The organism is Ruegeria sp. AI3 (assembly GCF_056541245.1).
This window is the reverse complement of sequence record NZ_JBQFYA010000001.1, coordinates 1-22799: the sequence shown is the minus strand read 5'-3', so window position 1 is coordinate 22799 and position 22799 is coordinate 1. Positions and strand designations below refer to the sequence as shown.

26 protein-coding genes are annotated in these 22799 nt (G+C 58.0%); 13 read left to right on the top strand and 13 right to left on the bottom strand.

Annotated features, from left to right (window positions below; genetic code table 11):
* Positions 1-38: 38 nt before the first annotated feature.
* The gene (locus ACRZ95_RS00130) at positions 39-950 is read right to left on the bottom strand and encodes a nucleoside hydrolase (RefSeq protein WP_170675966.1); all 912 of its coding nucleotides are present in this window, start codon (positions 948-950) and stop codon (positions 39-41) included.
* Positions 951-1125: 175 nt separating this feature from the next.
* Between ACRZ95_RS00130 and ACRZ95_RS00125 the strand changes: the two genes are divergently transcribed.
* The 3 genes from ACRZ95_RS00125 to ACRZ95_RS00115 all read left to right on the top strand — a co-directional run bounded on the left by ACRZ95_RS00125 (position 1126) and on the right by ACRZ95_RS00115 (position 2747).
* Entirely contained in the window at positions 1126-2016 is an 891-nt protein-coding gene (locus ACRZ95_RS00125) for an SPFH domain-containing protein (RefSeq protein ID WP_170373587.1), read from the top strand.
* The gene (locus ACRZ95_RS00120; RefSeq protein ID WP_170675965.1) at positions 2016-2294 is read left to right on the top strand and encodes an NfeD family protein; all 279 of its coding nucleotides are present in this window, start codon (positions 2016-2018) and stop codon (positions 2292-2294) included. Before ACRZ95_RS00125 ends, ACRZ95_RS00120 begins: the two co-directional genes overlap by 1 nt.
* Before the next feature lie 90 nt (positions 2295-2384).
* The gene (locus tag ACRZ95_RS00115) at positions 2385-2747 is read left to right on the top strand and encodes an SUF system Fe-S cluster assembly protein (RefSeq protein ID WP_170483907.1); all 363 of its coding nucleotides are present in this window, start codon (positions 2385-2387) and stop codon (positions 2745-2747) included.
* Positions 2748-2960: 213 nt separating this feature from the next.
* Here ACRZ95_RS00115 and ACRZ95_RS00110 read toward each other — a convergent pair whose 3' ends face one another.
* Positions 2961-3236, bottom strand: a complete 276-nt coding sequence (locus tag ACRZ95_RS00110) for a hypothetical protein (protein ID WP_480554349.1) — start codon at positions 3234-3236, stop codon at positions 2961-2963.
* Positions 3237-3506: 270 nt separating this feature from the next.
* Here ACRZ95_RS00110 and ACRZ95_RS00105 point away from each other — a divergent pair, with 270 nt between their 5' ends.
* Positions 3507-3872 (top strand): HesB/IscA family protein, encoded by a 366-nt coding sequence (locus ACRZ95_RS00105; RefSeq protein WP_170467154.1) that lies wholly within the window; start codon positions 3507-3509, stop codon positions 3870-3872.
* On the opposite strand, the gene ACRZ95_RS00100 is transcribed toward ACRZ95_RS00105, so the two are convergent.
* Complete coding sequence (locus tag ACRZ95_RS00100; protein WP_170675964.1) at positions 3869-4780, bottom strand: isopenicillin N synthase family oxygenase; 912 nt, start codon at positions 4778-4780, stop codon at positions 3869-3871. The genes ACRZ95_RS00105 and ACRZ95_RS00100 overlap by 4 nt on opposite strands.
* Before the next feature lie 127 nt (positions 4781-4907).
* Between ACRZ95_RS00100 and tpiA the strand changes: the two genes are divergently transcribed.
* Entirely contained in the window at positions 4908-5657 is a 750-nt protein-coding gene (gene tpiA / locus ACRZ95_RS00095; protein WP_170676141.1) for a triose-phosphate isomerase, read from the top strand.
* A 6-nt stretch (positions 5658-5663) separates the two neighbouring features.
* Here tpiA and ACRZ95_RS00090 read toward each other — a convergent pair whose 3' ends face one another.
* The 7 genes from ACRZ95_RS00090 to ACRZ95_RS00060 form a co-directional block, all read right to left on the bottom strand.
* The gene (locus ACRZ95_RS00090; protein ID WP_170675963.1) at positions 5664-5975 is read right to left on the bottom strand and encodes a DMT family transporter; all 312 of its coding nucleotides are present in this window, start codon (positions 5973-5975) and stop codon (positions 5664-5666) included.
* A 153-nt stretch (positions 5976-6128) separates the two neighbouring features.
* Positions 6129-7505 carry a TRAP transporter large permease gene (locus tag ACRZ95_RS00085; protein WP_170549035.1) on the bottom strand — a complete coding sequence of 459 codons (1377 nt, stop codon included), beginning with the start codon at positions 7503-7505 and terminating at the stop codon, positions 6129-6131.
* On the bottom strand, positions 7505-8182 hold the full coding sequence (locus ACRZ95_RS00080; RefSeq protein ID WP_170373581.1) for a TRAP transporter small permease: 678 nt from the start codon (positions 8180-8182) through the stop codon (positions 7505-7507). The genes ACRZ95_RS00085 and ACRZ95_RS00080 overlap by 1 nt, the downstream gene beginning before the upstream one ends.
* 115 nt (positions 8183-8297) lie before the next feature.
* Complete coding sequence (locus ACRZ95_RS00075) at positions 8298-9299, bottom strand: DctP family TRAP transporter solute-binding subunit (RefSeq protein WP_170675962.1); 1002 nt, start codon at positions 9297-9299, stop codon at positions 8298-8300.
* A 356-nt stretch (positions 9300-9655) separates the two neighbouring features.
* Positions 9656-10885 (bottom strand): sigma-54-dependent transcriptional regulator, encoded by a 1230-nt coding sequence (locus tag ACRZ95_RS00070; protein WP_170675961.1) that lies wholly within the window; start codon positions 10883-10885, stop codon positions 9656-9658.
* Entirely contained in the window at positions 10882-12615 is a 1734-nt protein-coding gene (locus ACRZ95_RS00065) for an ATP-binding protein (RefSeq protein ID WP_170675960.1), read from the bottom strand. Before ACRZ95_RS00065 ends, ACRZ95_RS00070 begins: the two co-directional genes overlap by 4 nt.
* Positions 12616-12880: 265 nt before the next feature.
* Positions 12881-13360, bottom strand: a complete 480-nt coding sequence (locus ACRZ95_RS00060) for an Lrp/AsnC family transcriptional regulator (protein ID WP_170638810.1) — start codon at positions 13358-13360, stop codon at positions 12881-12883.
* A 141-nt stretch (positions 13361-13501) separates the two neighbouring features.
* Here ACRZ95_RS00060 and cobA point away from each other — a divergent pair, with 141 nt between their 5' ends.
* The 7 genes from cobA to infC all read left to right on the top strand — a co-directional run bounded on the left by cobA (position 13502) and on the right by infC (position 19141).
* A complete protein-coding gene (gene cobA, locus ACRZ95_RS00055) occupies positions 13502-14278 on the top strand; it encodes a uroporphyrinogen-III C-methyltransferase (protein ID WP_170675959.1) in 777 nt (258 codons plus the stop codon).
* The gene (locus tag ACRZ95_RS00050) at positions 14278-14592 is read left to right on the top strand and encodes a DUF2849 domain-containing protein (RefSeq protein ID WP_170373575.1); all 315 of its coding nucleotides are present in this window, start codon (positions 14278-14280) and stop codon (positions 14590-14592) included. Before cobA ends, ACRZ95_RS00050 begins: the two co-directional genes overlap by 1 nt.
* Positions 14593-14657: 65 nt before the next feature.
* Positions 14658-16322, top strand: a complete 1665-nt coding sequence (locus tag ACRZ95_RS00045; protein ID WP_170641411.1) for a nitrite/sulfite reductase — start codon at positions 14658-14660, stop codon at positions 16320-16322.
* Positions 16312-17073: a phosphoadenylyl-sulfate reductase gene (locus ACRZ95_RS00040; protein ID WP_170641409.1), complete on the top strand. Its 762-nt coding sequence runs from the start codon at positions 16312-16314 to the stop codon at positions 17071-17073. Before ACRZ95_RS00045 ends, ACRZ95_RS00040 begins: the two co-directional genes overlap by 11 nt.
* A complete protein-coding gene (locus ACRZ95_RS00035) occupies positions 17070-17477 on the top strand; it encodes a DUF934 domain-containing protein (RefSeq protein ID WP_170641407.1) in 408 nt (135 codons plus the stop codon). The genes ACRZ95_RS00040 and ACRZ95_RS00035 overlap by 4 nt, the downstream gene beginning before the upstream one ends.
* Before the next feature lie 105 nt (positions 17478-17582).
* Positions 17583-18434, top strand: coding sequence for a ferredoxin--NADP reductase (locus tag ACRZ95_RS00030; RefSeq protein ID WP_170675958.1), 852 nt, complete (start codon positions 17583-17585; stop codon positions 18432-18434).
* 116 nt (positions 18435-18550) lie between these two features.
* Positions 18551-19141 carry a translation initiation factor IF-3 gene (gene infC, locus ACRZ95_RS00025; RefSeq protein ID WP_480554529.1) on the top strand — a complete coding sequence of 197 codons (591 nt, stop codon included), beginning with the start codon at positions 18551-18553 and terminating at the stop codon, positions 19139-19141.
* Positions 19142-19195: 54 nt separating this feature from the next.
* Here the strand turns inward: infC and ACRZ95_RS00020 are convergent, their stop codons facing one another.
* The 3 genes from ACRZ95_RS00020 to ACRZ95_RS00010 form a co-directional block, all read right to left on the bottom strand.
* Positions 19196-19585 (bottom strand): hypothetical protein, encoded by a 390-nt coding sequence (locus tag ACRZ95_RS00020; RefSeq protein WP_170675957.1) that lies wholly within the window; start codon positions 19583-19585, stop codon positions 19196-19198.
* Positions 19586-19658: 73 nt separating this feature from the next.
* The gene (locus ACRZ95_RS00015; RefSeq protein WP_170675956.1) at positions 19659-20975 is read right to left on the bottom strand and encodes an aspartate aminotransferase family protein; all 1317 of its coding nucleotides are present in this window, start codon (positions 20973-20975) and stop codon (positions 19659-19661) included.
* Positions 20972-21724 (bottom strand): beta-keto acid cleavage family enzyme, encoded by a 753-nt coding sequence (locus ACRZ95_RS00010; RefSeq protein ID WP_170675955.1) that lies wholly within the window; start codon positions 21722-21724, stop codon positions 20972-20974. The genes ACRZ95_RS00015 and ACRZ95_RS00010 overlap by 4 nt, the downstream gene beginning before the upstream one ends.
* A gap of 176 nt (positions 21725-21900) precedes the next feature.
* On the opposite strand from ACRZ95_RS00010, the gene ACRZ95_RS00005 reads away from it, so the two are divergent.
* Positions 21901-22713 (top strand): MurR/RpiR family transcriptional regulator, encoded by an 813-nt coding sequence (locus tag ACRZ95_RS00005; protein WP_480554345.1) that lies wholly within the window; start codon positions 21901-21903, stop codon positions 22711-22713.
* Positions 22714-22799: the final 86 nt, after the last annotated feature.

The window sequence follows — 22799 nt, the reverse complement described above, 5'->3', positions numbered from 1 at the left end:
GGCAGGATTTGCCCGATCCGCCAGTTCTTTGCAACCCGTCAGGGCAGAGAGGCCACGCGGGCCGTAAACAAATCAACAACTCCTGCCCCGTCAACGTCCCGGCAAACCCAAACCGGGGGCCGCCCCTCATCCGGCACGGTGGCTCCGATTGCCTCGCCTTCGGTTGCAACCTTCAATCCGGTCTGAACGGAGTCGAACATATGATCATGGGTACAGGCGATGACGGCGGTCGAGTCGTGCAGGCCGCAGCCCTCCAACCCACCGATCTCCTTGTAGAACTTCAGATAGAACCGAGAGATATCGCGCAGAAATGCTCCCATATCGGGCGATTTCAGGGCTAGATCCTCGAAATCCGCGCTCTTGTAGAGCGTTTTCAGTGTCACGTCCAAACCGACCAGAACAGTCTCAGGCGGTGCCGAAAACACCGCGTCGGCTGCTTTGGCATCGTGGTAGATATTCGCTTCGGCATGTTCCGTGATGTTGCCGGGGCAATAGACTGCGCCGCCCATGATCACCAGACGTTTGAGGTTCGAGGCGAATTCGGGATCCAGAGCCATTGCGTCCGCGATATTGGTCAACGGGCCGACCGCACACACGACAAGCTCTCCGAGATGTTGACGGGCCATGTCGACCAGAAAAGCGGCCGCGTTCAGGTCGTGGTTCTGCCCAATCTCGGGGATATCGGTCAGATCACCAAAGCCTTCGGGTCCGTGTACGTGCTCGGATGGGCTATGGTCGTCCTCGCCATAGGCAAAGGGCGCGCCCTGCGCCACAGGGATAGCTAGTCCAAGCTTATCAACCAGATAGCGCGCATTGCGACTGGATTGATGGACATGGGTGTTTCCGAAAACGGTGGTCAGCCCGATCAGGTCAATCTCGGGTGCGGCCGCAGCATAGGCAATCGCCATTGCATCGTCGATGCCGGGGTCTGTGTCGATTATCAGTTTCATCCTCACCCGATAGCGCAAGCATTCACAGATGCAAAGCGGTCACTGTCGCTTGTTTCGGCCATCAGTTTCGAGCATTCCGGATTTGCAACCACCCCGGTTCCCGCCATACCAGAGTTGAAATCGGGCGACTCAATCCCCAAATGTATACTATAGTACACAATAAAAGAGGACAGTTATGACAGAAGAGCAGATCATCGGATTGCTTTCGTCGAATATCATTTACCTGTTGGCCGCCATTCTGGTGGTGGTCGTCATCTTCAAAGGTATCAAAATCGTTCCCCAATCTGAGAAATACGTAGTGGAACGTTTCGGACGCCTGCACTCGGTCCTTGGGCCGGGGATTAACTTTATCGTTCCGTTTCTGGATGTTGCACGTCACAAGATATCCATTCTTGAGCGCCAGCTGCCCAACGCAACGCAGGACGCGATTACCAAGGATAACGTGCTGGTGCAGATCGACACCTCGGTCTTCTATCGCATTCTCGAGCCGGAAAAGACTGTCTACCGTATCCGTGATGTGGACGGCGCGATTGCGACCACGGTCGCGGGTATCGTGCGGGCTGAAATCGGCAAGATGGACCTGGATGAGGTCCAATCGAACCGCGCGCAGTTGATTGCGCAAATTCAGGCCAGCGTAGAAACCGCTGTCGACGACTGGGGTATCGAAGTGACCCGGGCCGAGATTCTGGATGTGAACCTCGATCAGGCCACTCGCGATGCAATGCTGCAGCAGTTGAACGCTGAACGCGCGCGTCGCGCTCAGGTCACTGAGGCTGAAGGTCAGAAACGCGCGGTTGAGCTGCAAGCGGACGCAGAGCTCTATGCGGCCGAGCAAACCGCAAAGGCCCGCCGCATTGAGGCCGAAGCCGAAGCCTACGCAACCGGCGTTGTTGCCAAGGCCATTCAGGACAACGGCATCGAGGCCGCGCAGTACCAGGTCGCTCTGAAACAGGTGGAATCTCTGAACGCTCTGGGCAATGGTACAGGTAAACAGACGATTGTTGTGCCGGCCAATGCGCTCGAAGCGTTTGGCGATGCGTTCAAAATGCTCAAAGGGGTTAAATGATGACAGACCCGTTTTGGATGACGTGGTGGATCTGGATGGCGGGCGCTTTGGCGCTCGGCATTCTGGAGATCGTCCTGCCTGGGTTCATCTTTCTCGGATTCGCCATCGGGGCAGCAGGCACCGGCCTGCTGCTGCTGATCCCGGGCCTTGCGCCCTCTCTGCCGGTTCTGATGCTGATCTTCGCGGTTCTGTCGCTGGTCGCGTGGCTGGCCCTGCGCAAGACCTTCGCGCACCCGCATGGGCAGGTGAAAACGTTTGAACGTGATATCAACGACTAAGCACAGGCAGCGCCCAAGAGTCATCGCACGACTGGACGCTGCCAAACCTGTTCCCTATATAAACACTCAGGCAACTGACCCGAGGCAAAGATGACTCACCCGAGTGAACAGTTAGAAGGCACACCCTTGATTGCGCCATCGAGCATTGAACACCCCCTGTACGATCAGGTGGTCGAAGCGTGCCGGACGGTCTTTGATCCGGAAATCCCGGTCAATATCTACGACCTGGGCCTGATCTACACGATCGACATCAAGGACGACAACGCCGTCAAGGTGATCATGACTCTGACCGCCCCGGGCTGCCCCGTCGCGGGCGACATGCCCGGCTGGATCGTGGAAGCCATCGAACCCGTTGCTGGCGTGAAAGAAGTCGACGTCGAACTGACCTGGGAACCGCCTTGGGGCATGGAGATGATGTCAGACGAAGCGCGGCTTGAGCTAGGCTTTATGTAACATCCGCACCTAGCTAAGCCTTTGTCACAAAAGGTTAACCCTTCTGTTACCAAAGTGTAGAGCTACTGTCACAGAACTGCGGGACACATGCGGCGCAAGTGTTTGTATTCCCAAACGCTCTCGCAAATGGGCCTGACTGGAAGACACCGCCCCCCATGATACCGGCCCCGAAATTGGACCGCCCTTGCCCGAGGGCGGTCTTTTTTTTAAGACCTAACTTACCCCGCACTTGGCCTTGATTTCGTCCGATCGCGCATCGAGCTGCTTGATGTAGTCGCCCGACAGCATCTGCAACCGCTTGCCCTCGGTCCCGGTCACCAAACCCAGCAAAGCGCCTGCAGGAGTGATAGCGGCAACGCTTTCCAATTGCTTGTCCTCAGCGTGTTTCTTCTCAGCTGCAATCGCACGCAGATCGCCTTCGGCGGTTGCGCAGTTGATAGGATGTCGTTTCAGAGTTTCATCGGCTGTAGCTGGAACCGACAGGGCCACAAGACTCCCACCAACCAAAAAAGCCCTTAAACTCACCTTCACTTTACCTTCTAACCTATTCATTTTATTATATTATCTCCAAAAAAGATCTCTGATCTCAAGCGCGTGGCTGCGATCACCCAGAAACAGGCTATGCCTATCCTCAATGCGAAAGCAACACTGACGCGGCTGTCCTTTCAGTATCAAATTTCATTTTCTAAGGGCGCTCTGACTTGAGCCTACTGAAAGACGACCCTAAATTACATCTATCGCGCGACGACGGAGACTCAGATGTTCGGCATCCCCGGCAAACAAGCCGTGACCATGACGCCCAAAGCGGCAGAGCAGATCACCCGCCTGATGAAATCCGGCGGCCATGCCGGTCTGCGCATCGGCGTGAAGAAAGGTGGCTGCGCGGGCATGGAATATACCATGGACTACGTGGATGAAGCCGATCCCCATGACGAGGTCGTGGAGCAAGACGGTGCGCGCGTGATGATTGCCCCAATGGCGCAGATGTTCCTGTTCGGCACCGAGATCGACTACGAAGTCTCGCTGTTGGAATCCGGGTTCAAGTTCAAGAACCCCAATGTGGTCGACGCCTGCGGGTGTGGCGAATCCATCAAATTCGACGAAACCCTCGCCCAGCAATCCTAACTTGCATTCAAGTGAACGTAGGTCTCGTTGTACCGCCGGGTCAGGTGCTCTCCGGCAGTGATCACCTGATCTGACGTCGGAGGGGCCACATTCGTGTGGTAAGACGGGTTGAAGAACAGCGGGACCGAGATCCTCTCATTCGTGCCGCCAACCACACGATGCTCGGTCGCCTTGACGCGACCAGCAGTCCAGAACTCCAACATCTCACCAAAGTTGATGATGAACACGCCCGGCTCGGCCTCGACCTTTTCCCAGCTACCATCGGGCATCCGCACCTCAAGCCCCGCAGTGCCATCTGTCGCCAGAAGAGTTACGCAGCCATAGTCAGTATGCGCGCCGATGCCGAAATCCTTCTCCCCAGCCCAATCCGGACGCTGAGGGTAATAGTTGCCACGCAGCAACGCCATGGGCGTGTCAAAAGCGTCGTCGAAACTGTCCGAGCCGCGCCCCAGAGCAACCGCAATTGCGCGCAGAACGCGCATCGCTACATCGCAGGCGTCTGTGTAGTAGGACTGAATAGCTTCTCGGAACCCCTCGGGCTTCGCAGGCCAAAGGTTGGGCGCATAAACGCTAAGATTTTCGGCGCGATATCGGTTTTCGGGCGGCAGCTCAAAGCCGCAATCGAACACTTCCTTGAAATCGGGGTTCGCGTTTGGATCAACCTGCTCGGATTTCGGCGCGCCCCAGCCCCGGTTCGACCCGGTTGACGCCATATCGACCGACTTCTTCTCCTGCTCAGGCAGATGAAAGAAGGCGCGGTAGGCCTCAATCACGTCCTGAACCCGCTCAGCACTTAAACCAGTGTTGCCGACGGTCAGAAACCCCACCTGCCCGACAGCCCGCAGCAATCTGGCAAGCTCATCAATGTCCTGATTGTCCAATTTTTCAAGGTTGAGTTTGTCGATCATGGCGCCCTCGGAATCGCTGCGCGGACCCTGCCTTTCCGGTACCGGAACTGCAACCGGAATTGTAAGGCCGGACCGAGGGTGATATCGCATGGAAAAACCTCAAGATAGCGACAAGGGAGACGCGGAGATGCGGCGCAAACTGGCGGCTGGAAACTGGAAAATGAACGGAACCAGCGCGGCGCTGAGCGAGTTGGACGCGCTCGCCGCGAAACACCCCTCGCCCAGCGTTGATGTCCTGATCTGCCCCCCCGCCACGCTGTTGCACCGGGCCGCTGAGCGCACCGAGGGCACAGGCGTCGCCGTTGGTGGACAGGATTGCCACGCCGCAACTTCAGGCGCGCATACCGGCGACACGAGCGCCGAGATGCTGAAAGACGCCGGAGCCACAGCCGTGATTCTGGGGCATTCCGAGCGGCGCGAGGACCATGGCGAACAGAACGAAGATGTGCGCGCCAAGGCCAACGCCGTGATGGAAGCTGGCCTCCAGGCGATCATCTGCGTCGGCGAAAGCCTTGAGCAGCGCGAGGCCGCCAACACGCTGGACATTATCGGAGGACAGATGTCGGGGTCGATCCCGGACCGCTCCACCGGTGAGAACCTGATTGTCGCCTATGAGCCGATCTGGGCCATTGGAACCGGCAAGGTTCCGACACTCGACGAGATCGGAGAGGTCCATGACTTCATCCGCGCCCGGCTTGAGCGTCGCTTTGGCGAGGGCGTCGGGCGCTCGGTGCGTCTGCTCTATGGTGGTTCAGTCAAACCCTCCAACGCGACCGAAATTTTTGGCGTGTCCAATGTGGACGGCGCGTTGGTCGGTGGGGCAAGCCTGAAAGCGGCCGATTTCTCGGGAATTGTCGAAGCGCTAGAAGCCGCCTGAGGGCCCTCACGTCAGTTTCATCGTAATTAGACCCGCGACAATCAGAACCGCTGCGCAGATACGCGTGGCGGTCACGGCTTCACCCAGAAACATGATGCCAAAAAGAAACGCGCCAACCGCACCAATGCCGGTCCAGATCACATACGCCGTCCCCAAAGGCAGGGTTCGCATCGCGAGCGCCAGTAACGCGAAGGACCCGATCATTGAAACGCCCATCACAGCCGTGGGCCAAATCCGTGTGAAACCGGCCGATTGCTTCATGGCAACGGCCCAGACAATTTCCAACAGGCCGGCAAGTAAAAGAAAAATCCAGGACATCGAGGACCCCTTTTGGATTTCGAGTCGTCCCGAATGATCACCCTTTGTGGGGAGGTCGTCCTCTGACGCTCTAGTTAGGTACTCTGCACCCTTCTTCAAGGCGCGAAAAAACCGGGCGAGAAAACTCGCCCGGTTCGCACTCGATAGCCATTTCTAGTTCGTTATGATTTCCGGTCCCATGAAGGTGTTGGGCAGGAAGGTCGATATCCACGGGATATACGTCACCATAATCAGGAAGACGAACAGAACAGCCAGGAACGGAAGCGCGGCCTTCACGACGCCCATCATCGGCATACCGGCAACGCCCGAGGTCACGAACAGGTTCAGCCCGACCGGAGGTGTGATCATCCCGATCTCCATGTTGACGACCATGATAATGCCCAGATGGATCGGATCGATGCCCAGCTCGATCGCAATTGGGAACACCAAAGGCGCCACGATCACCAGCAGACCCGAAGGCTCCATGAACTGACCGCCGATCAGCAGGATCACGTTCACCACGATCAGGAAGGTCACCGGACCCAGCCCGGCCGACAGCATGGCGCTGGCGATATGCTGCGGCACTTGCTCATCCGTCAGCACATGCTTGAGGATCAGCGCGTTGGCGATCACGAACAACAGCGTGACGGTCAGCTTGCCGGCCTCGAACAGCGTGTGCTTGGTATCAGGGTGGAAAAAAGCCGTGAGCAACGCATAGGGTTTTTTCAGCAGCGACAGGTTCTGCGTACCTTCTTCGGTGCTAAGCGGGCCCATATCCTTGTAGACAAAACTCGCGATGAAGAAGGCATAGACAGCAGCCACCGCAGCAGCCTCGGTTGGGGTAAAGATGCCCCCGTAGATACCGCCGAGGATGATGACGATCAGGAACAGGCCCCAACCGGCCTCGCGGGCGGAAACAAAGATCTCACCCCAGCCTTTCCAATCGCCTTTGGGCAGGTTCTTGACCTTCGCCATGACGTAGATGGTGATCATCAGCATCAAACCCGCCATCAGGCCAGGGATGACCCCCGCAAGGAACATACGCCCGACCGAGACCTCAACGGCGGCCGCGTAGACAACCATTACAATCGACGGCGGGATCAGGATACCCAGCGTACCGGCATTACAGATCACACCAGCGGCGAATTCCTTGGAATAGCCAACCTGACGCATTCCCGCGATGACGATTGAGCCGATGGCCACAACAGTCGCAGGGGACGACCCCGAAAGCGCTGCGAACAACATACAGGCAAACACGCCCGCAATCGCCAGACCGCCCGGAAGGTGCCCCACACAAGCAATCGAGAAACGAATGATCCGCCGCGCGACACCTCCGGTCGTCATGAAGGACGACGCGAGGATGAAGAACGGGATCGCCAGGAGTGTAAAGTGCCCCTCGAACGCCTCAAACAGCGTGCCTGCAACCGAAGCCAGTGAGCTGTCGGAATAGATCAGCAGGAACAGGGTCGAGCTGAGGCCAAGTGCCACCGCAATCGGAACCCCGATCAGCAGCAGGCCGATGACCATGGAAAATAGAAGTACAACGTCCATTAGTCATGCTCTCCTTGCTGCGCACGAACCTCTTCGATCTCGTCCTCAACCTCGTGGCTGGCGACCAGACGGTCCGCCTCACCCCGCCAGATCTGCACAGCGACCTGCGCAAAGCGGATCACGAGCAGCAACATCGACAGTGGCAGGATGAAATAAGGAACAACTTTGGGCAGCTTTTCGTAGTATTCGCCGTAGTTGATCAAGTCCTCCAGAAAGCGGAACGGCGCGATCATCGGGATATCGTCAACCTCGTAAAAGCTCTGACTGCGCGCGTCGAAGTTCAGACCCGTGGGAAACCAGCGCCCCGAGGTTGGCGGCAGATCAGCGAAGACAGCCCAATAGTCATAAGACCCCTTCAGCAACAGCAGCGAAAACGCCAGGCAACAGGCCACCGAGATCAGCGCCAGAATCCGGCGCGGCGCAGGGGCCAGCATGTTCAGGATCGCATCCACACCCAGATGGGCGTGTTTCTTGACGGCGTAGGACGCCCCCAAAAGCACCAGCCATCCAAACAGGAAGACCGTCAGCTCAAGCGCCCACAGGATATTCGAGTTGAAGAAGAACCGCGCGATCACGTTGGCAAAGGTCACGGCCGTCATCAGGCCAAGTAGCACCGCGATCAGGGTTTCTTCGATATGGTCGACCAGCCCAGCCGGGCCGGATTTCGCACCAGACATCTATCTGTCCCCACATTTTTTGTGATGATGAGAGTGTTGGGGCGGGCCTTTGTTTGGCCCGCCCGGCCTGCGCGCAGATTACTCCCCAGTCCCCAGCGCGCGGCCTGAACCGGGATCAGAACCCAGCGTTAATGGCCTGAGCGGCGTCGATCTTGTCCTGACCTACGTCATCCGCGAACTGGTCCCAAACCGGCTTCATTGTGTCGACCCAGGCCTGACGCTGTTCGGGCGTCAGCTGACGAATGATACCACCCGCTTCGGTGATCGAGGCTTTGGCAGCTTCGTTCACGGCAAAGGCCTCTTTGTTACGGGTCTCGGTGACCTCAGCCAGAATGTTCAGGAATTGATCACGCACTTCGGGGTCGAGGCTGTCCAGCCAGTCCACCGAGGTCACGACCAGATAGTCGATGATACCGTGGTTGGTCTCGGTGATACCGTCCTGCACCTCGAAGAACTTCTTGCCGTAGATGTTGGACCAGGTGTTCTCCTGCCCATCGACAACGCCCTGTTGCAGAGCGCCGTAGACTTCCGAGAACGCCATCTTTTGCGGGCTTCCACCGATAGCTTCCATTTGCGCAACCAGCACGTCCGAGGACTGCACGCGGAACTTCAGACCATCTGCATCAGCCGGTGTTTCCAGCGGCTTGTTCGCCGACATCTGCTTCATGCCATTGTGCCAGAATGCCAGCCCCTGCAGACCGCGGCGCTGCATGCTGTCCTTCATTGCCTGACCGGCATCCGAGGCCTGGAAGGCATCCACTGCGTCAATGTTCTTGAACATGAAAGGCAGGTCGAACAGGCGGAACTGCTTGGTGAACTTTTCGAATTTGGACAGCGAGGGTGCGGCCAGCTGAACGTCGCCCTGAAGCATCGCCTCAAGAACCTTGTCATCATTGTAAAGCGTCGAGTTCGGATAAACTTCAACGCACATAACGCCCTGCATCTCGTCATTGACGCGCTGTTCCAGCAGCGACGCAGCGATGCCCTTCGGGTGCTTGTCGGTGTTCGTCACATGCGCGAACTTCACAACGATCTCACCGTCGTCACAGGCAGCCATGCCCGCCGTCGCCGTTACTGTCAAAGCCAGCGCTGTGGCTGCTGTTGTTAGGAATTTCATCTGTTTTCCTCCCAGACTTCCTCGAATTGTCTCATCGGCCCCATCTCGGCACCGTATAGACGGCAGTGAACAGACTGCTTCACGGTGAAACAACAATTTGTAACAGACTTTGGGATGTCAGGATTTATCTCTTTAAAACAGCGCATTAAAACCTAAGTTTAAAACATGAATTTTGACTATGATCGCACATGTGCGAAATCTCGCACATCTCTCGACGACGCCGTGCGGAATTCCGCACAGTTTTTTCGAATCACCCCCGAATCGCTTCGACACCACCCGCAGTCCGCCAATGCGGACTGCTTGGCCCGACAGCTCTAACCGCATGCAAATGAGGGCAAAGCTGGTGGGAGGCCTACTTATCGACGGTAGTCTTCGGGTCGAATCTGATAGCGCGCCAGTTTGTCGTAGAACGTCTTGCGCGGCAGCTTCAACGCCTTTGCCGCGTCCGAGGCCTTGCCGTTGTGCCGCCCCAACGCAGCGATCAGCAACGAACGCTCTACCCGTGCCATCTGCTCGTTCAAGCCCAGATCCGTCGTCTCGGTAACCTCCTCGGGCATCCCTAAAACAAACCGCATGGCCGACGACATCAAAGAGCGCGCATTGCCCGGCCAATCGCTGGCCATCAACGCTGCAAGATGCTCAGGTGACACGTCCGGCTCAGCGATCCCCGCCTGCTCGGCGGCCTGGGCAACATAGTGACGAAAGAGGGTCGGGATATCCTCGGGGCGCTCCGCCAGAGACGGTATGCGCACCCGCATTACATCCAAACGGTAGTAGAGATCGGCGTTGAATCGGCCCTCGGCAGAGATCGCAGACAGGTCCGAGGTCGTGCCCGCAATAATCCGCGCCCCTGCACCGCGCTCAATCACGTCCAGCGCTTCATACTGAGTCGATTGCGGCATGGCCGATATCTCGTCCAGAAACAGGGACCCGCCCTTTGCATCTTCGCATGCTTGGGTGAAGTCCTGAACACTCAACCCAGCCGCCGCGCGTTTGACGAAAGGTCCCTGCCCAACGGGCGACATCAGATGCACGACCTCGGCGACTTTGGAAATCCCGCTGCCCGCCGGGCCGGTGACCAGCACCTCGGCGCCCGTCGGAGCAACACTGCGCACCCGCTCACGCAAGGTCTCGGCCTGAGGGGAGAGGCCGAACAAAAGCCGCGCCGCAGGGTCTCCGCGTTCCAGCTCTGATTTCAGCGCGCGTTGTTGGATGATATGCGTTCGGGCATCAAACGCCCGGTCCAGCACCGCCAGAAGGTCCGCCGCAGCACAGGGTTTCTCCAAAAAGTCGAACGCCCCCTGCCCCATGGCCTGAACCGCCATCGGAATGTCACCCTCACCCGTCAGCAAAACCACCGGCAACTCCGGGTCGATCTCTTGTGCGTAACTAAGCAGATGAAAGCCATCCCGCCCGGGCATCCGGATATCTGACAGGATTACACCCGGGAAATCAGATCGAATGTGGTCTTTGGCCGCCACAAAAGATCCCGCCGCAATCGGTTGATACTCCGCCAGTTCGAGGGTCTGGGCCAATGCCTCACGCACAGCAGCGTCGTCGTCCACCAGCAAAACGACCCGAGTCATGCCGCCTTTTCCTTCTCACAAGGCTCCAACTCGACCGTGAATTCTGCCCCTTCTTCCGTGTTGATCCCACGGATATTGCCCCCGAAGCTCTGGACCAGACCGTAGGAGATCGAGAGCCCAAGCCCCATCCCTTCGGAAGAGCCAACGGCCTTGGTCGAATAAAACGGCTCGAACAGCTTTTCCGTGTTCTCGATGCCCGGCCCGATATCCCGCACTGTGACCGAAAGCCTTTCGTCGCAATGAACCTCGATCTGAATGCGGCGGTCTTCCTGCTGGCTCATCGCGTCGGCCGCGTTGTTGATTAGGTTCACAAAAACCTGCACCAAACGGACCTCGCCGCCCCAAGCAAGGACAGGATGTTCGGGCGCGGTCCAATCCAGAGAGACATTTTCGGAACGCAGCCGAGCCTCGGTCAACTCGACAGCAGCGTTCAGAACCTGCACCAGATCCACGCGCCCCATCGGTTCGCTTTCATTGCGGGCAAATGCGCGTAAGTTCTTGATAATCCGCGCCATACGCGCCGCCATTTGGGAAATGCGGCCTAGATTTTCCGCGGCTTTCTCAGATTTCCCTCTCTCCATGAAGGCGGAGCCGTTTTCGGCATACTGCTGGATCGCCATCAAAGGCTGGTTCAATTCATGGCTGATCCCAGCGGACATCTGCCCCAGAGCGCTCAGCTTTCCGGCCTGCACAAGATCCGCCTGCGCGCGTTTAAGGGCGGCTTCGGCTTCCTGCCGCTCTGAGATCTCGCGACGCAGTGCGGCGTTTGCTTTCGTCAGATCTTTGGTGCGTTTTGCCACACGGGTTTCCAGCACTGCGTTTGCCTCTGTCAGCGTACGCCTTCGTTCGGTCGCCAGAAACAGCAATGCGCCGAAAGCCAAACAGAGGGCTGCAACTGTCGCGGCCTGCAAGCCGGCCAATCGCCGGGCCGGAGCGACATCCATCAAAACCTCACCGGTCATGCCGATCACTGGCAATTCCTTGACAAGATGCAAAGCCCGGCGCGGCAGATATGGACTCCAATCCAGCGTCCAGAGTTCGTAAGGCCCCAAGCGCCGCGCCTGAAAAGACACCGTCTGGCCATCAGGTGGGGACAAGCCAATCTCTGCGCCCACACGTTGCCACATCAACAATTCCAATCGGTTTGAAATGAAGACCAGACCGGAGTGATCAACAAAGAACACCGCTTCGGTGCTGCCGCGCCAAGTTTGCTCAATGTCCTCAACGTCGGCAATCACGATCAAAGCCCCGATCACCGCACCGCTCTGATCAAAATCGGGTGCAGCATAGGTGAATATCCGATTGTCGGGCCCCGGCAGGATACCATGTGCGCTTCCCAATGCGCCTTGCATGGCGCGTGTGAAGGCCGGATTGTCTTGGACCGAGCCTGCGACGCCTTCATGCGCAGAGGCCAGAACCGTCCCTGACCGGTCGGCATAAAGAACATCGACCGCCGCCGTTTTATCCGCGACCTCCAATAGCAAAGCCTGCGCGGTGGCGCGTCCGGATAGCGTATTCAGATCTTCTAGCACCGGGTGGTTGGCCATTAGCACCGCCAGTTCCTGATAGACCTGCAATTGCGTGGTCAAGCGATCCGCCGCCAGATCCAGATCCGCCTCGGCCTTCTCGCTGAGTTGAAACACAGCCTGCCGGTAGCCATAAGACCATACGGCCGAAGACAAAACTCCGACCATCAGTAGAAATCCGGCGATAACCCAAATGCGCTGCATGTCCTACGATTTCGCATTGGCGGCGCCTTATAGCAAGTCTGCACAAGTTCCAAAAAGCTTCGTGCCAGACTGCATAACGCGGCAAAGACGACATAAATCAGCCTCCGGGCGGCCGAAAGACTTAGAAAAACCGCGCTAGCGCGCGATGCCTCCGGCGGGGATATTTAGGGCCAGATGAAGCATGGGATCCTTTATTCATCTGGCTAAAAATATCTCGGGGGAGTCGCCCCTTCAGGGGCGGCGAGGGCAGCGCCCCAAACTCGTGTTAGCCATCGACCAAAGCGTTGAGAGGCAGCATCGTGGTCGACTTGATCTCTTCCATCGACAAAAGCGCAGTCACATTATGCACGCGCACTTCTGAGATCAGTTGTTGGTAGAACTGATCATAGGCACGGGCATTCTTGACTCTCACTTTCAGGATGTAGTCGATGTCCCCTGCCAGCCGATGGGCCTCTTGGACTTCGGGTTGATCACGCAGGGCCTTCAGGAACTTGCGCTGCCATTCGGCCTCATGCTCGGACGTTCGGATTAAGACAAAGAACGTGGCCTCGAAACCAAGCGCTTCGGCATCAAGCAAAACGGTCTGTTGACCGATGATACCGGCCCCTTTCAACTTGCGGATTCGATTCCACACAGGCGTCTTGGAACTGCCGACCTGCGCCGCTATTTCGTCCAGAGATTGGCTGGCATCGCGCTGCAGCTCAGCCAGAATTTTCCGATCTGTGTCGTCTATTCGCACCGACATTCCAATTTTCCTTACGTTTCGAAACCAGCGTTCCAAATTTCAAATACAACAGAACGCATGTTCTTATTTGGCGCGACATATGGCGCTATACCGGGAATATTTCCTATATATCAGGACAAGTCAAACCAACTGGAACAGAAGATGACGCAGTCGGAGTCAAAACATATCCTAGGCCACGTCGATTTTGTCGGCGCAGGACCCGGTGATCCGGATTTGCTCACGCTCAAGGCGCTCAAAGCCTTTGAGCGGGCGGATGTCGTGCTGCATGATCGCCTGATCAGCGCAGAGGTTCTGAAACTGGCTGGTCAGTCCGCCGTTCTGGTCGATGTGGGCAAGTCCGGTTTCGGCCCTTCGTGGAAACAGGAAGACATCAACGCGCTGCTTGTCTCGCACGCGCTCAAAGGCCAGCGTGTTGTACGTTTGAAATCGGGCGACCCGACCGTCTTCGGGCGTCTGGACGAAGAGACTGAGGCCGTCGCGGCCGCAGGTATCTCGTGGCAGATCGTTCCGGGTATCACTGCAGCCTCTGCCGCCGTGGCTGGGATCGGTCAAAGCCTTACGCGTCGCGGTCGCAACTCCTCGGTTCGGTTTCTGACCGGTCACGACATGAAAGGGTTTGCGGATCACGATTGGGCGGCCCTTGCGCGTGAGGGATCAGTTGCGGCGGTCTATATGGGCAAGAAATCAGCACGCTTCATTCAGGGGCGCCTGATCATGCACGGCGCCGACCGCCAGACGCCTGTGACGCTGATCGAGAACGCCTCGCGCCCTGACCAACGCATTCTGGAATCCAATCTGGACCGTTTACCCAAGGATCTGGCTGCTGCCGAGATGAACGGCCCAGCCCTCATGTTTTATGGTCTCGCTCCGCGCCAAGCGGCCCTGGCCCTGACTGAATTCAAAAAGGAGCATGCCTGATGGCCCGCGCTTTTACCCCCAAAGTCGTCACCGCCAACGATCTGCTCGAAGGTGACGTGATCTATCAGACAGAAGACGACCGCTGGTCGCGCGAACTGTCCGAGGCCGAACTGATCACCGATGAGGCACATGCGCAGGTCCGTTTGCTGGACGCAGCGCGTCAGGCGAACAAGATCGTCGGCGCGTATCTGGCCGATGCCGTGGCTGGTGAAAACGGCCCCGAACCCACCCATTTCCGAGAGGAGTTCCGCCGCACCGGACCCTCGAACTATGCCCACGGAAAGCAGGAAACACAGTCGCAGCCCCGGGCCTGACCTCCGGCCCCTTTCTCCCCATTAAGGCCCCTAGGTTTCGGGGCTGCATTTAAGGACAGCTACACATGTATCGCTACTCCGAGTTTGACACAGCATTCCTGGCCGAGCGTAACCGTCAGTTCCGCGCACAGGTCGAACGCCGCATCGACGGCTCGCTGACTGAAGATGAGTTCAAGCCGCTGCGCCTGATGAACGGCCTGTATCTGCAGCTGCACGCCTATATGCTGCGGGTTGCCATTCCCTACGGCACGCTCTCCAGCGCACAGATGCGCCAACTGGCACTTCTGGCCGAGAAATGGGACAAGGGCTATGGCCATTTCACCACCCGCCAGAACATCCAGTACAACTGGCCGAAACTGAAAGACGTGCCGGATATGCTGGACGCGCTGGCCGAAGTTGGCATGCACGCCATTCAGACCTCGGGCAACACGATCCGTAACGTGACAGCCGACCACTTTGCCGGTGCCGCCGCGGATGAAATCGCCGACCCACGCCCATATGCCGAACTGCTGCGCCAGTGGTCAACCGACCACCCGGAATTCCAGTTCATGCCACGTAAGTTCAAGATCGCCATCACGGGCTCGGAAAACGACCGGGCCGTGATCAAAGCGCACGATATCGGTCTGCAACTGGTCGAACGTGACGGCGTTCTGGGCGCCCGTGTCATCGTAGGCGGTGGTCTGGGCCGGACCCCGATGATCGGCAAGGAACTGTCCGAGTTCGTCGTTTTCGACGACCTGTTGGCTTACCTCGAAGCCACCGTTTCCGTGTGGAACCAGATCGGTCGCCGCGACAACAAGTACAAGGCACGCATCAAGATCACCGTGCACGAGCATGGCATCGACGCCATCCGTGCCAAGGTCAACGAGCGCTTCCTGAAGGTTCGCCCACAGTTCAAGGGTGCCGACATGGCCCTACTGGAAGAGATCAAGGGCCATTTTGCGGCTCCTGCCTTCCACGAAGGTTCGGTTGCGTCCTTTGAGTCGGCCTACACCAATGATCCGGTCTTCCGGTCGTGGGTCGACACCAACATCGCGCCGCACAAGAACGCGGACCACGCTATCGTCACGATATCGATCAAGAAGCACGGTAAAACGCCGGGCGATGCGACAGCCGAGCAGATGCGCGTCATGGCCGATCTGGCCGAAGAGTTCGCCTATGACGAGCTGCGCATCAGTCATGAGCAGAACGTGATCCTGCCGCATGTCCACAAATCGGACCTGCCTGCGATCCACGCGAAGCTGAAAGAGTACGAGTTGGCCACCGCCAATATCGGTCTGATCAGCGACATCATCGCCTGCCCCGGCATGGATTATTGCGCGCTGGCCACGGCCCGCTCGATCCCGGTTGCGGAACAGATTGCGACCCGCTTTGACGAGTTGAAGCTGGAGCATGATATCGGCCACCTCAAGATCAAGATCTCGGGCTGCATCAACGCCTGTGGTCACCACCATGTCGGCCATATCGGCATTCTGGGTCTGGATCGCGCAGGCGTCGAAAACTACCAGATCACTCTGGGCGGCGACGGCACCGAGACCGCGGCCATCGGCGACCGCACAGGCCCGGGCTTTGCCTATGATGAGATCGTTCCGGCCGTCGAGCGCATCGTCGACACTTATCTGAACCAGCGGGAGAGCGCGGAAGAAACCTTCCTGGAAACCTACCGCCGCGTCGGTATGGCGCCCTTCAAGGCTGCACTCTACCCCGAGGCACAGGCTAATGCCGCTTGATCTGATCCAGACGGAACTGGGCAAAGACCGCGCTGAACTGACCGAAAAGGTCAACGCGCTCAACGCCCGGTTCCGCCATCACTCGGCGCATGACGTCATGCATGGAGCGATTGAGGAAATCGACGATCTGGCTCTGGTCTCAAGCTTTGGGGCCGAGTCGGTTGTTCTGTTGCACATGGCTGCCGTTGTCGACCAGATGACGCCGGTTCTGTTCGTTGAAACCATGATGTTGTTTGCAGAAACGCTTGAATATCAGCAAGACGTCAGCGAACGCCTCGGCCTGAAGAACGTCAAGATCATCCGCGCCGAGGATGAGGACATTCAGCGTGAGGACCCCTATGGCGCGCTGCGTCTGCGGGATACGGATGCGTGCTGCAACCTGCGCAAGACCTTCCCGCTGCAACAGGCCCTGACCGGCTATCGCGGTTGGATCACCGGTCGCAAGCGGTTTCAGGCGGGCACCCGCGCTGCGCTCGAGTTCTTTGAGGTCGAGGACGGCACCGGCCGGATCAAGGTCAACCCGCTGGCCCATTGGGCGCCCGAGGACGTGCGCGCCTATATGGACGAAAACAACCTGCCCCGCCATCCGCTGGTGGCCAAAGGCTATCCCTCGATCGGCTGTGCGCCCTGCACCTCGCCGGTCAAGGAAGGCGAAGACCCCCGCGCCGGACGTTGGCGCGACCAGAACAAAGAAGAATGCGGCATCCATTTCGTCGATGGCAAAATGGTGCGCGCTGGAGAGAAAACATGAACGTAATTGTATCGGATGAGGGGTTTTCCCCCGATGACTGGACCGACGGCTTTGTCACGCTTGAAGACGCGGCCAATGATGTTGTGGCGCTTGATGTGGCCTCGGACACCGACCCCGATGAGCTGGTCCAGCGCCTTGGCAACGCCCAGATGGTGCGGGTGGATTTCCCCTCCTCGGCGGATGGTCGCGGTTTCACCATTGCCCGCGTGCTGCGCCTGAAAGGCTATACGGGCCGTTTACGCGCCAAAGGGCAGGTTCTGGCCGATCAATACGCCATGGCCCGCCGCAGCGGCTTTGACGAGGTCGAGATCGACGACGCCCTTGCCTCGCGCCAGCCCGAAGATCAGTGGTTGGCCCGCGCCAACTGGGAAGAAAACAACTACCAAGCCCGCCTGCGGGGCTGACCCCACATCGCCAGCTTGTGGCACAAAAGGGGCATTTCGCCCCTTTTCCTGACTTGGATCAAAGATTAAACGGAGATGTCGGTTTAGCAGACCGATAGCGAAACGATGACAGAGATGAAGCCCGTGAGTGAAGCAACCGCCGTAAAGGCCCCCGTTCTGCCGGACGCCCAGACCGTGACTGAGGTCAAACACTGGACCGACAGCCTGTTCTCGTTCCGGGTGTCGCGCCCTGCGACGCTGCGTTTCCGATCGGGTGAGTTCGTGATGATCGGCCTGATGGGCGATCCTGATCCGAAAACCGGTCGGCAGAAACCGCTGCTGCGCGCCTATTCGATTGCGTCTCCGTCCTGGGACGAAGAGCTGGAGTTCTACTCGATCAAGGTACAGGACGGCCCGCTGACCTCGAAGCTGCAGCACATCCAGCCCGGCGATCAGATCATCCTGCGACCCAAGCCCGTGGGCACACTGGTGCATGACGCCCTGCTTCCAGGCAAACGCCTGTGGTTCTTCGCCACTGGCACCGGCTTTGCCCCCTTTGCCTCGCTGCTGCGCGAGCCTCAGACCTATGAGGACTATGACGAGGTGATCATCACCCACACCTGCCGCGAAGTGGCCGAGCTGGAATATGGCCGCCAACTGATCGAGAACATCCGTCAGGATGAAATGCTGGCCGAGCTGATGGGCGAAGGCTTTGCCAACAAGATTCGCTACTACCCCACAACGACTCGGGAAGAGAGCCCGAAGATGGGCCGCATCACCACCCTCCTGAAAGACGGCACTGTATTTGCCGATCTGGGGATCGAAGGCGGTATCAAGCCGGAAACCGACCGAGCGATGGTCTGCGGCTCACTGGCATTCAACCTGGACATCAAGGAAATCCTCGAGGAATTCGGCCTGCGCGAAGGCGCAAACTCGGAGCCCAAAGAGTTCGTGATCGAAAAAGCATTTGTCGGCTGATCAGCCTGTTTGGCCGAGTCCATCGGGTCCCGGCCAGCTGATTCCTTTGTTCAATCGTGGGAATTTCCAGTCTTTAAGCCTTTATGCTGCTTGAAACACTGCGCGCACCCGTCTAAATTCCCACCTCGAAATTCTGCAATCATCAAAGGAATGAACCCATAGCTCGCAGACCCCACAACGCGCCGCCGCAGAGAGACACTGGCCCGCGCGTCAATGAAAAGATACGTGCCCCCGAAATCCGCCTGATTGGTGCCGAAGGTGAAAATGTCGGGGTGGTTCATCCTGCCAAAGCCATGCAACTTGCCGCCGATGCCGGCCTTGACCTGGTCGAGATCTCGCCCAATGCGAACCCGCCGGTCTGCAAGATCATGGACTTTGGCAAGTTCAAGTACGAACAGCAGAAACGCGAAAGCGAAGCCCGCAAGAAACAAAAGATCATCGAGGTGAAAGAGGTCAAATTCCGGCCCAACACCGACACGCATGACTATGAAGTCAAGATGAAGAACGTCTATAAGTTTCTGGAAAAAGGCGACAAGGTCAAAGTCACCCTTCGCTTCCGGGGCCGTGAGATGGCGCACCAAAACCTGGGTCGCGAACTGCTGGAGCGCGTTGCTGAAGACATCAAGGAACTGGGCAAGGTTGAGAATATGCCCAAGATGGAAGGTCGGCAGATGATTATGATGATCGGCCCGCTGCCGCAAAAATAACTCGCTCCGTCACCGCAAATTCCCAAGCCCCTTCGATCTCCGAAGGGGCTTTTTTCATCCTGCCTTCCGGGTGCGCATCCAAAGGGCTGCATCCCGCAAGTCGAATACCAACGAGATGACATCGACAATCAGCAGCAGCCACAGGAACCGAACATAGTTGGGGTTGAGCGAGTCTGCTGCGCTCAGCATCCCCAAAACCACAATGACCAGAGGTACCCAGCACAGGATATGTGGCAGGGCCATCGCCCCGCTCATCCCGCGCGCGGCGATCATGATCGGCAGGTTCAACGCCATCCCCGTGATCGCAAGAGCGGCAATCAAAACCCCCTGCGGCTGGTCCAGAAAGAACAGCGGCATCAGGTTGACCGGAACCAAAATCACGGCCAACCAGATTTGCACCCAAAGGGGTAACCCTCGGAAACTATGCCAAATATCCTGCGCCATGGCCGCGCCCTCTTTTCATTTCGCGTCAAACCTACTGAATTTGGTTGGGGCAAAAAGGGCTGTCACGGGATTGTCAGATCACAGCGGCGATCGCCCGGCCAAGCTTGGCGACAAGCTCGTCAATCTGCTCCTCTTCAATGATGAAAGGCGGAGCCAGAAGGATGTGATCTCCGGCCTTGCCGTCGCGCGTTCCCGACATCGGATAGCAGATCAACCCCTCGGCCATTGCGGCCTTTTTGATCTTTGCAGCCACCCCCAGCGCCGGATCGAACGGAGTTTTGCTTTCGCGATCCGCGACCAGCTCAATCCCGCGAAACAGGCCCCGGCCTCGGATATCGCCCACATGGGCGTGCTGCCCAAAAGCTGTTTCCAGCGTTGACTGAAGTTTACCCCCCATCACACCGGCCCGGGCGGGCAGGTCTCGGCTGGTCAACTCACGAACCACCGCCAAGGCCGCAGCCGTCGCCACCGGATGGCCAATATAGGTATGGCCATGCTGGAAAAAGCCCGAGCCCTGTTGGATCGCATGATAGATTTTATCCGTGCAGAGCATCGCTCCAATCGGTTGATACCCGGCCCCCAACCCTTTGGCGATGCACAGAATATCCGGCGCGATACCATCGTGATCGCAAGCAAACAGATGCCCGGTTCGGCCCATCCCGCACATCACTTCATCGAGGATCAGCAGAACCCCGTATTGGTCACAAATCTCGCGAATACGCTTGAAATACCCCTCGACCGCCGGAACAGCACCAAGGGTCGCCCCGACAACCGGTTCCGCCATGAAAGCCATGACCGTTTCCGGTCCAAGACGCAGGATCTCCTGCTCCAACTCATTCGCGACGCGTTGACCGTAGTCAAAGCTGCTCTCATCCGCGGGCTTTTCTGCGTACTCATAACACGCCGCGATATGGGTCATCTCGATCAACATCGGCGCGAATTGCGCCCGCCGCCAAGCATTACCTCCTGCAGACAAGGCACCGAGCGTATTGCCGTGATAGCTTTGGCGACGCGCGATCACATGGCGACGTTCAGGTTGACCGATCTCAAGGAAATACTGGCGCGCCAGTTTGATCGCCGCCTCGGTCGCCTCGGAGCCGCCGGACACGAAATACACCCGGTCCAGATCGCCCGGAGCATGTTGGATCAACAGATCGGCCAGCTCTTCCGCCGGTTCCGAGGTCATGAAGCCACTATGGGCAAAGGCGATCTGTTCAACCTGCTGCTGAACAGCCTCTATCACCGCGTGGTTGGAATGCCCCAAACAAGACACGGCCGCATCGCCACAATCCAGATAGCGTTTGCCGTCGGCATCAATCAGGTAACACCCGTCACCGCCTGCCGCGATGGGCAACTCGGCCTTGGTGTGGCGCGGAAACACATGGCTCATTCTTGTTCTCCTTTGATCAACGACACGAGTGCTGCAACTGACGCTGCGTTGTTCGCCCAGGTTTGACCCGAGGAATCCGTCAGGCTGTTCTCAAACCCGACGCGCACATCTCCGCCCTGCCGCGCGGCCTTCAGCAAACACGCATGTTCTTTTGCCCCAAACGCGCAGAGCATCCACGGACCACCCTCTAGCGGAAACTGATCCAGATCGTCAGGCACAGATTCCTGCCCTGTCGCATACCGGCCCAAAACAAACAGGCGATCCACCTGCCCGGCCCTCACAACGCCTTCAGCCTGTAGTCGCGCCAACAAAGCCGCGTCCTCAGCATCATAGAGGATATGTTGAACGCGCGTCCCCTGATCATGGCACAGGCCGTAGACCCGATCCGCCATCTCCGCGACTTCGCGCACAGAGATCGAGGCCCAAGTGGGGCGCACTTGCCGCAAGCACTCGAATTGAGCCTCTACGTCATAGACCCCTGCCGCTTCGGTCGTGATCTGCACCTCCAGACCCGGCAACTGCTGACGCAACTCACCCAGGGCTTCACGATACAGCCCCGCATCCAAAGAGTGCCGCCCCTCCGAATCCCGGACATGCAGATGCAGCCCGTCCGCTCCGGCTGCGTGGCAGTCATGCGCGGTTTGAAGGGTTTCCCGCAAGCTCACCGGTAGCAGAGGATGATCCGCATGCCCGCGCCGCGCCCCATTGGGAGCAACAAGGACATATGGTTTTGGGGCGGTGGACGTCATTAAACTCTCCGTTCTGTATGGGTTCGATCTACGCTCATCCAGATCGTTTTCAATTGGCAATTCTAAAAACATATGTTTTCTTCTGTTTTATGACCGATGCGCTCAGCCCTCTGATCTCTGCCCTCCGGCAAACAATCGACCAAATGCCTCCGCAACTACAGGCGGCAGCTAAATATGTGATAGACCATCCGGGCGACTTTGGCCTCGACCCGATCCGAACGACCGCGACAAAGATCGGTGTCAGCTCAAACGTTCTTGTCCGCCTCGCCCAGCGGATGGGCTTTGATAGCTACAACGGCTTTCGCAGCCCCTTTCGGCGAGCCCTGGTCACGGATGGCGAGACCCGCTTGGATCAGGATTGGTTGAGCGAGGATCGAACAGATGCTTCGTACGACACCGCTCAGGCAGGGTTTGCGCGCAATGAAATGAACGTCGTGGCAAGATCCCTACGTTTGATGGATCCGGAGAAAACAAGCGCCGTGATCCAGCTTATCTTAAACGCTAACCGCTGCTTCATAACAGCAACGCGCGCAAGTTATGCGCTCGCTCATTACTTCCACTATGCAGGCCGCATGGCCCATCCGGGTTTACAGCTGATCCCGCGTCACATGGGGTCCGCAACCGACGATCTGCTGGATGCGGGGCCGAATGATTGTCTGCTGGCCATAACCGTTCGACCCTATTCGTCCGAGACGATCCGAACCATGCGCTTCGCCGCGGACCGAGGTTTGAAGATCATCCTTATCTCGGACAGCGACATGATCGCACCCGGTATTCGCCCGGACCTGAGCCTGCAGATCAGCACGCGGTCGATGCACCACTTCTCTAGCTTCTCCGGAGCGATGGCCGTTCTGGAATGCCTGCTCAGCCACCTATTCGCAGTTGGCGGAGAAAACGCCCTGCGCCGCGTGGAAGCCTATGAGAAAACACGCGAAGACACCGGGGCCTATTGGCAACCTGCAAAGCTACCGAAGATTAGAAAACCATAGCAAAAGCCCCGAGGTTTTGCCCGGGGCTTTAGGGTTTGTTGTTTTTGTGTTTATGCGCAGTCTTGGACGGCACGTTTTGTCATGAC

Bases quoted from the DNA above. Each gene is read 5' to 3' on its own strand.
- ACRZ95_RS00120 (WP_170675965.1), top strand. From the start codon at position 2,016: ATGACAGACCCGTTTTGGATGACGTGGTGGATCTGGATGGCGGGCGCT.
- ACRZ95_RS00115 (WP_170483907.1), top strand. From the start codon at position 2,385: ATGACTCACCCGAGTGAACAGTTAGAAGGCACACCCTTGATTGCGCCA.
- ACRZ95_RS00035 (WP_170641407.1), top strand. From the start codon at position 17,070: ATGAACGTAATTGTATCGGATGAGGGGTTTTCCCCCGATGACTGGACC.
- ACRZ95_RS00085 (WP_170549035.1), bottom strand. From the start codon at position 7,505: ATGGACGTTGTACTTCTATTTTCCATGGTCATCGGCCTGCTGCTGATC.
- ACRZ95_RS00080 (WP_170373581.1), bottom strand. From the start codon at position 8,182: ATGTCTGGTGCGAAATCCGGCCCGGCTGGGCTGGTCGACCATATCGAA.
- tpiA (WP_170676141.1), top strand. From the start codon at position 4,908: ATGCGGCGCAAACTGGCGGCTGGAAACTGGAAAATGAACGGAACCAGC.
- ACRZ95_RS00010 (WP_170675955.1), bottom strand. From the start codon at position 21,724: ATGACGTCCACCGCCCCAAAACCATATGTCCTTGTTGCTCCCAATGGG.
- ACRZ95_RS00020 (WP_170675957.1), bottom strand. From the start codon at position 19,585: ATGGCGCAGGATATTTGGCATAGTTTCCGAGGGTTACCCCTTTGGGTG.
- ACRZ95_RS00070 (WP_170675961.1), bottom strand. From the start codon at position 10,885: ATGACTCGGGTCGTTTTGCTGGTGGACGACGACGCTGCTGTGCGTGAG.
- ACRZ95_RS00045 (WP_170641411.1), top strand. From the start codon at position 14,658: ATGTATCGCTACTCCGAGTTTGACACAGCATTCCTGGCCGAGCGTAAC.
- ACRZ95_RS00065 (WP_170675960.1), bottom strand. From the start codon at position 12,615: ATGCAGCGCATTTGGGTTATCGCCGGATTTCTACTGATGGTCGGAGTT.
- ACRZ95_RS00030 (WP_170675958.1), top strand. From the start codon at position 17,583: ATGACAGAGATGAAGCCCGTGAGTGAAGCAACCGCCGTAAAGGCCCCC.
- ACRZ95_RS00125 (WP_170373587.1), top strand. From the start codon at position 1,126: ATGACAGAAGAGCAGATCATCGGATTGCTTTCGTCGAATATCATTTAC.
- ACRZ95_RS00050 (WP_170373575.1), top strand. From the start codon at position 14,278: ATGGCCCGCGCTTTTACCCCCAAAGTCGTCACCGCCAACGATCTGCTC.
- ACRZ95_RS00015 (WP_170675956.1), bottom strand. From the start codon at position 20,975: ATGAGCCATGTGTTTCCGCGCCACACCAAGGCCGAGTTGCCCATCGCG.
- ACRZ95_RS00060 (WP_170638810.1), bottom strand. From the start codon at position 13,360: ATGTCGGTGCGAATAGACGACACAGATCGGAAAATTCTGGCTGAGCTG.
- ACRZ95_RS00090 (WP_170675963.1), bottom strand. From the start codon at position 5,975: ATGTCCTGGATTTTTCTTTTACTTGCCGGCCTGTTGGAAATTGTCTGG.
- ACRZ95_RS00075 (WP_170675962.1), bottom strand. From the start codon at position 9,299: ATGAAATTCCTAACAACAGCAGCCACAGCGCTGGCTTTGACAGTAACG.
- ACRZ95_RS00040 (WP_170641409.1), top strand. From the start codon at position 16,312: ATGCCGCTTGATCTGATCCAGACGGAACTGGGCAAAGACCGCGCTGAA.
- ACRZ95_RS00130 (WP_170675966.1), bottom strand. From the start codon at position 950: ATGAAACTGATAATCGACACAGACCCCGGCATCGACGATGCAATGGCG.
- cobA (WP_170675959.1), top strand. From the start codon at position 13,502: ATGACGCAGTCGGAGTCAAAACATATCCTAGGCCACGTCGATTTTGTC.
- ACRZ95_RS00105 (WP_170467154.1), top strand. From the start codon at position 3,507: ATGTTCGGCATCCCCGGCAAACAAGCCGTGACCATGACGCCCAAAGCG.
- ACRZ95_RS00100 (WP_170675964.1), bottom strand. From the start codon at position 4,780: ATGATCGACAAACTCAACCTTGAAAAATTGGACAATCAGGACATTGAT.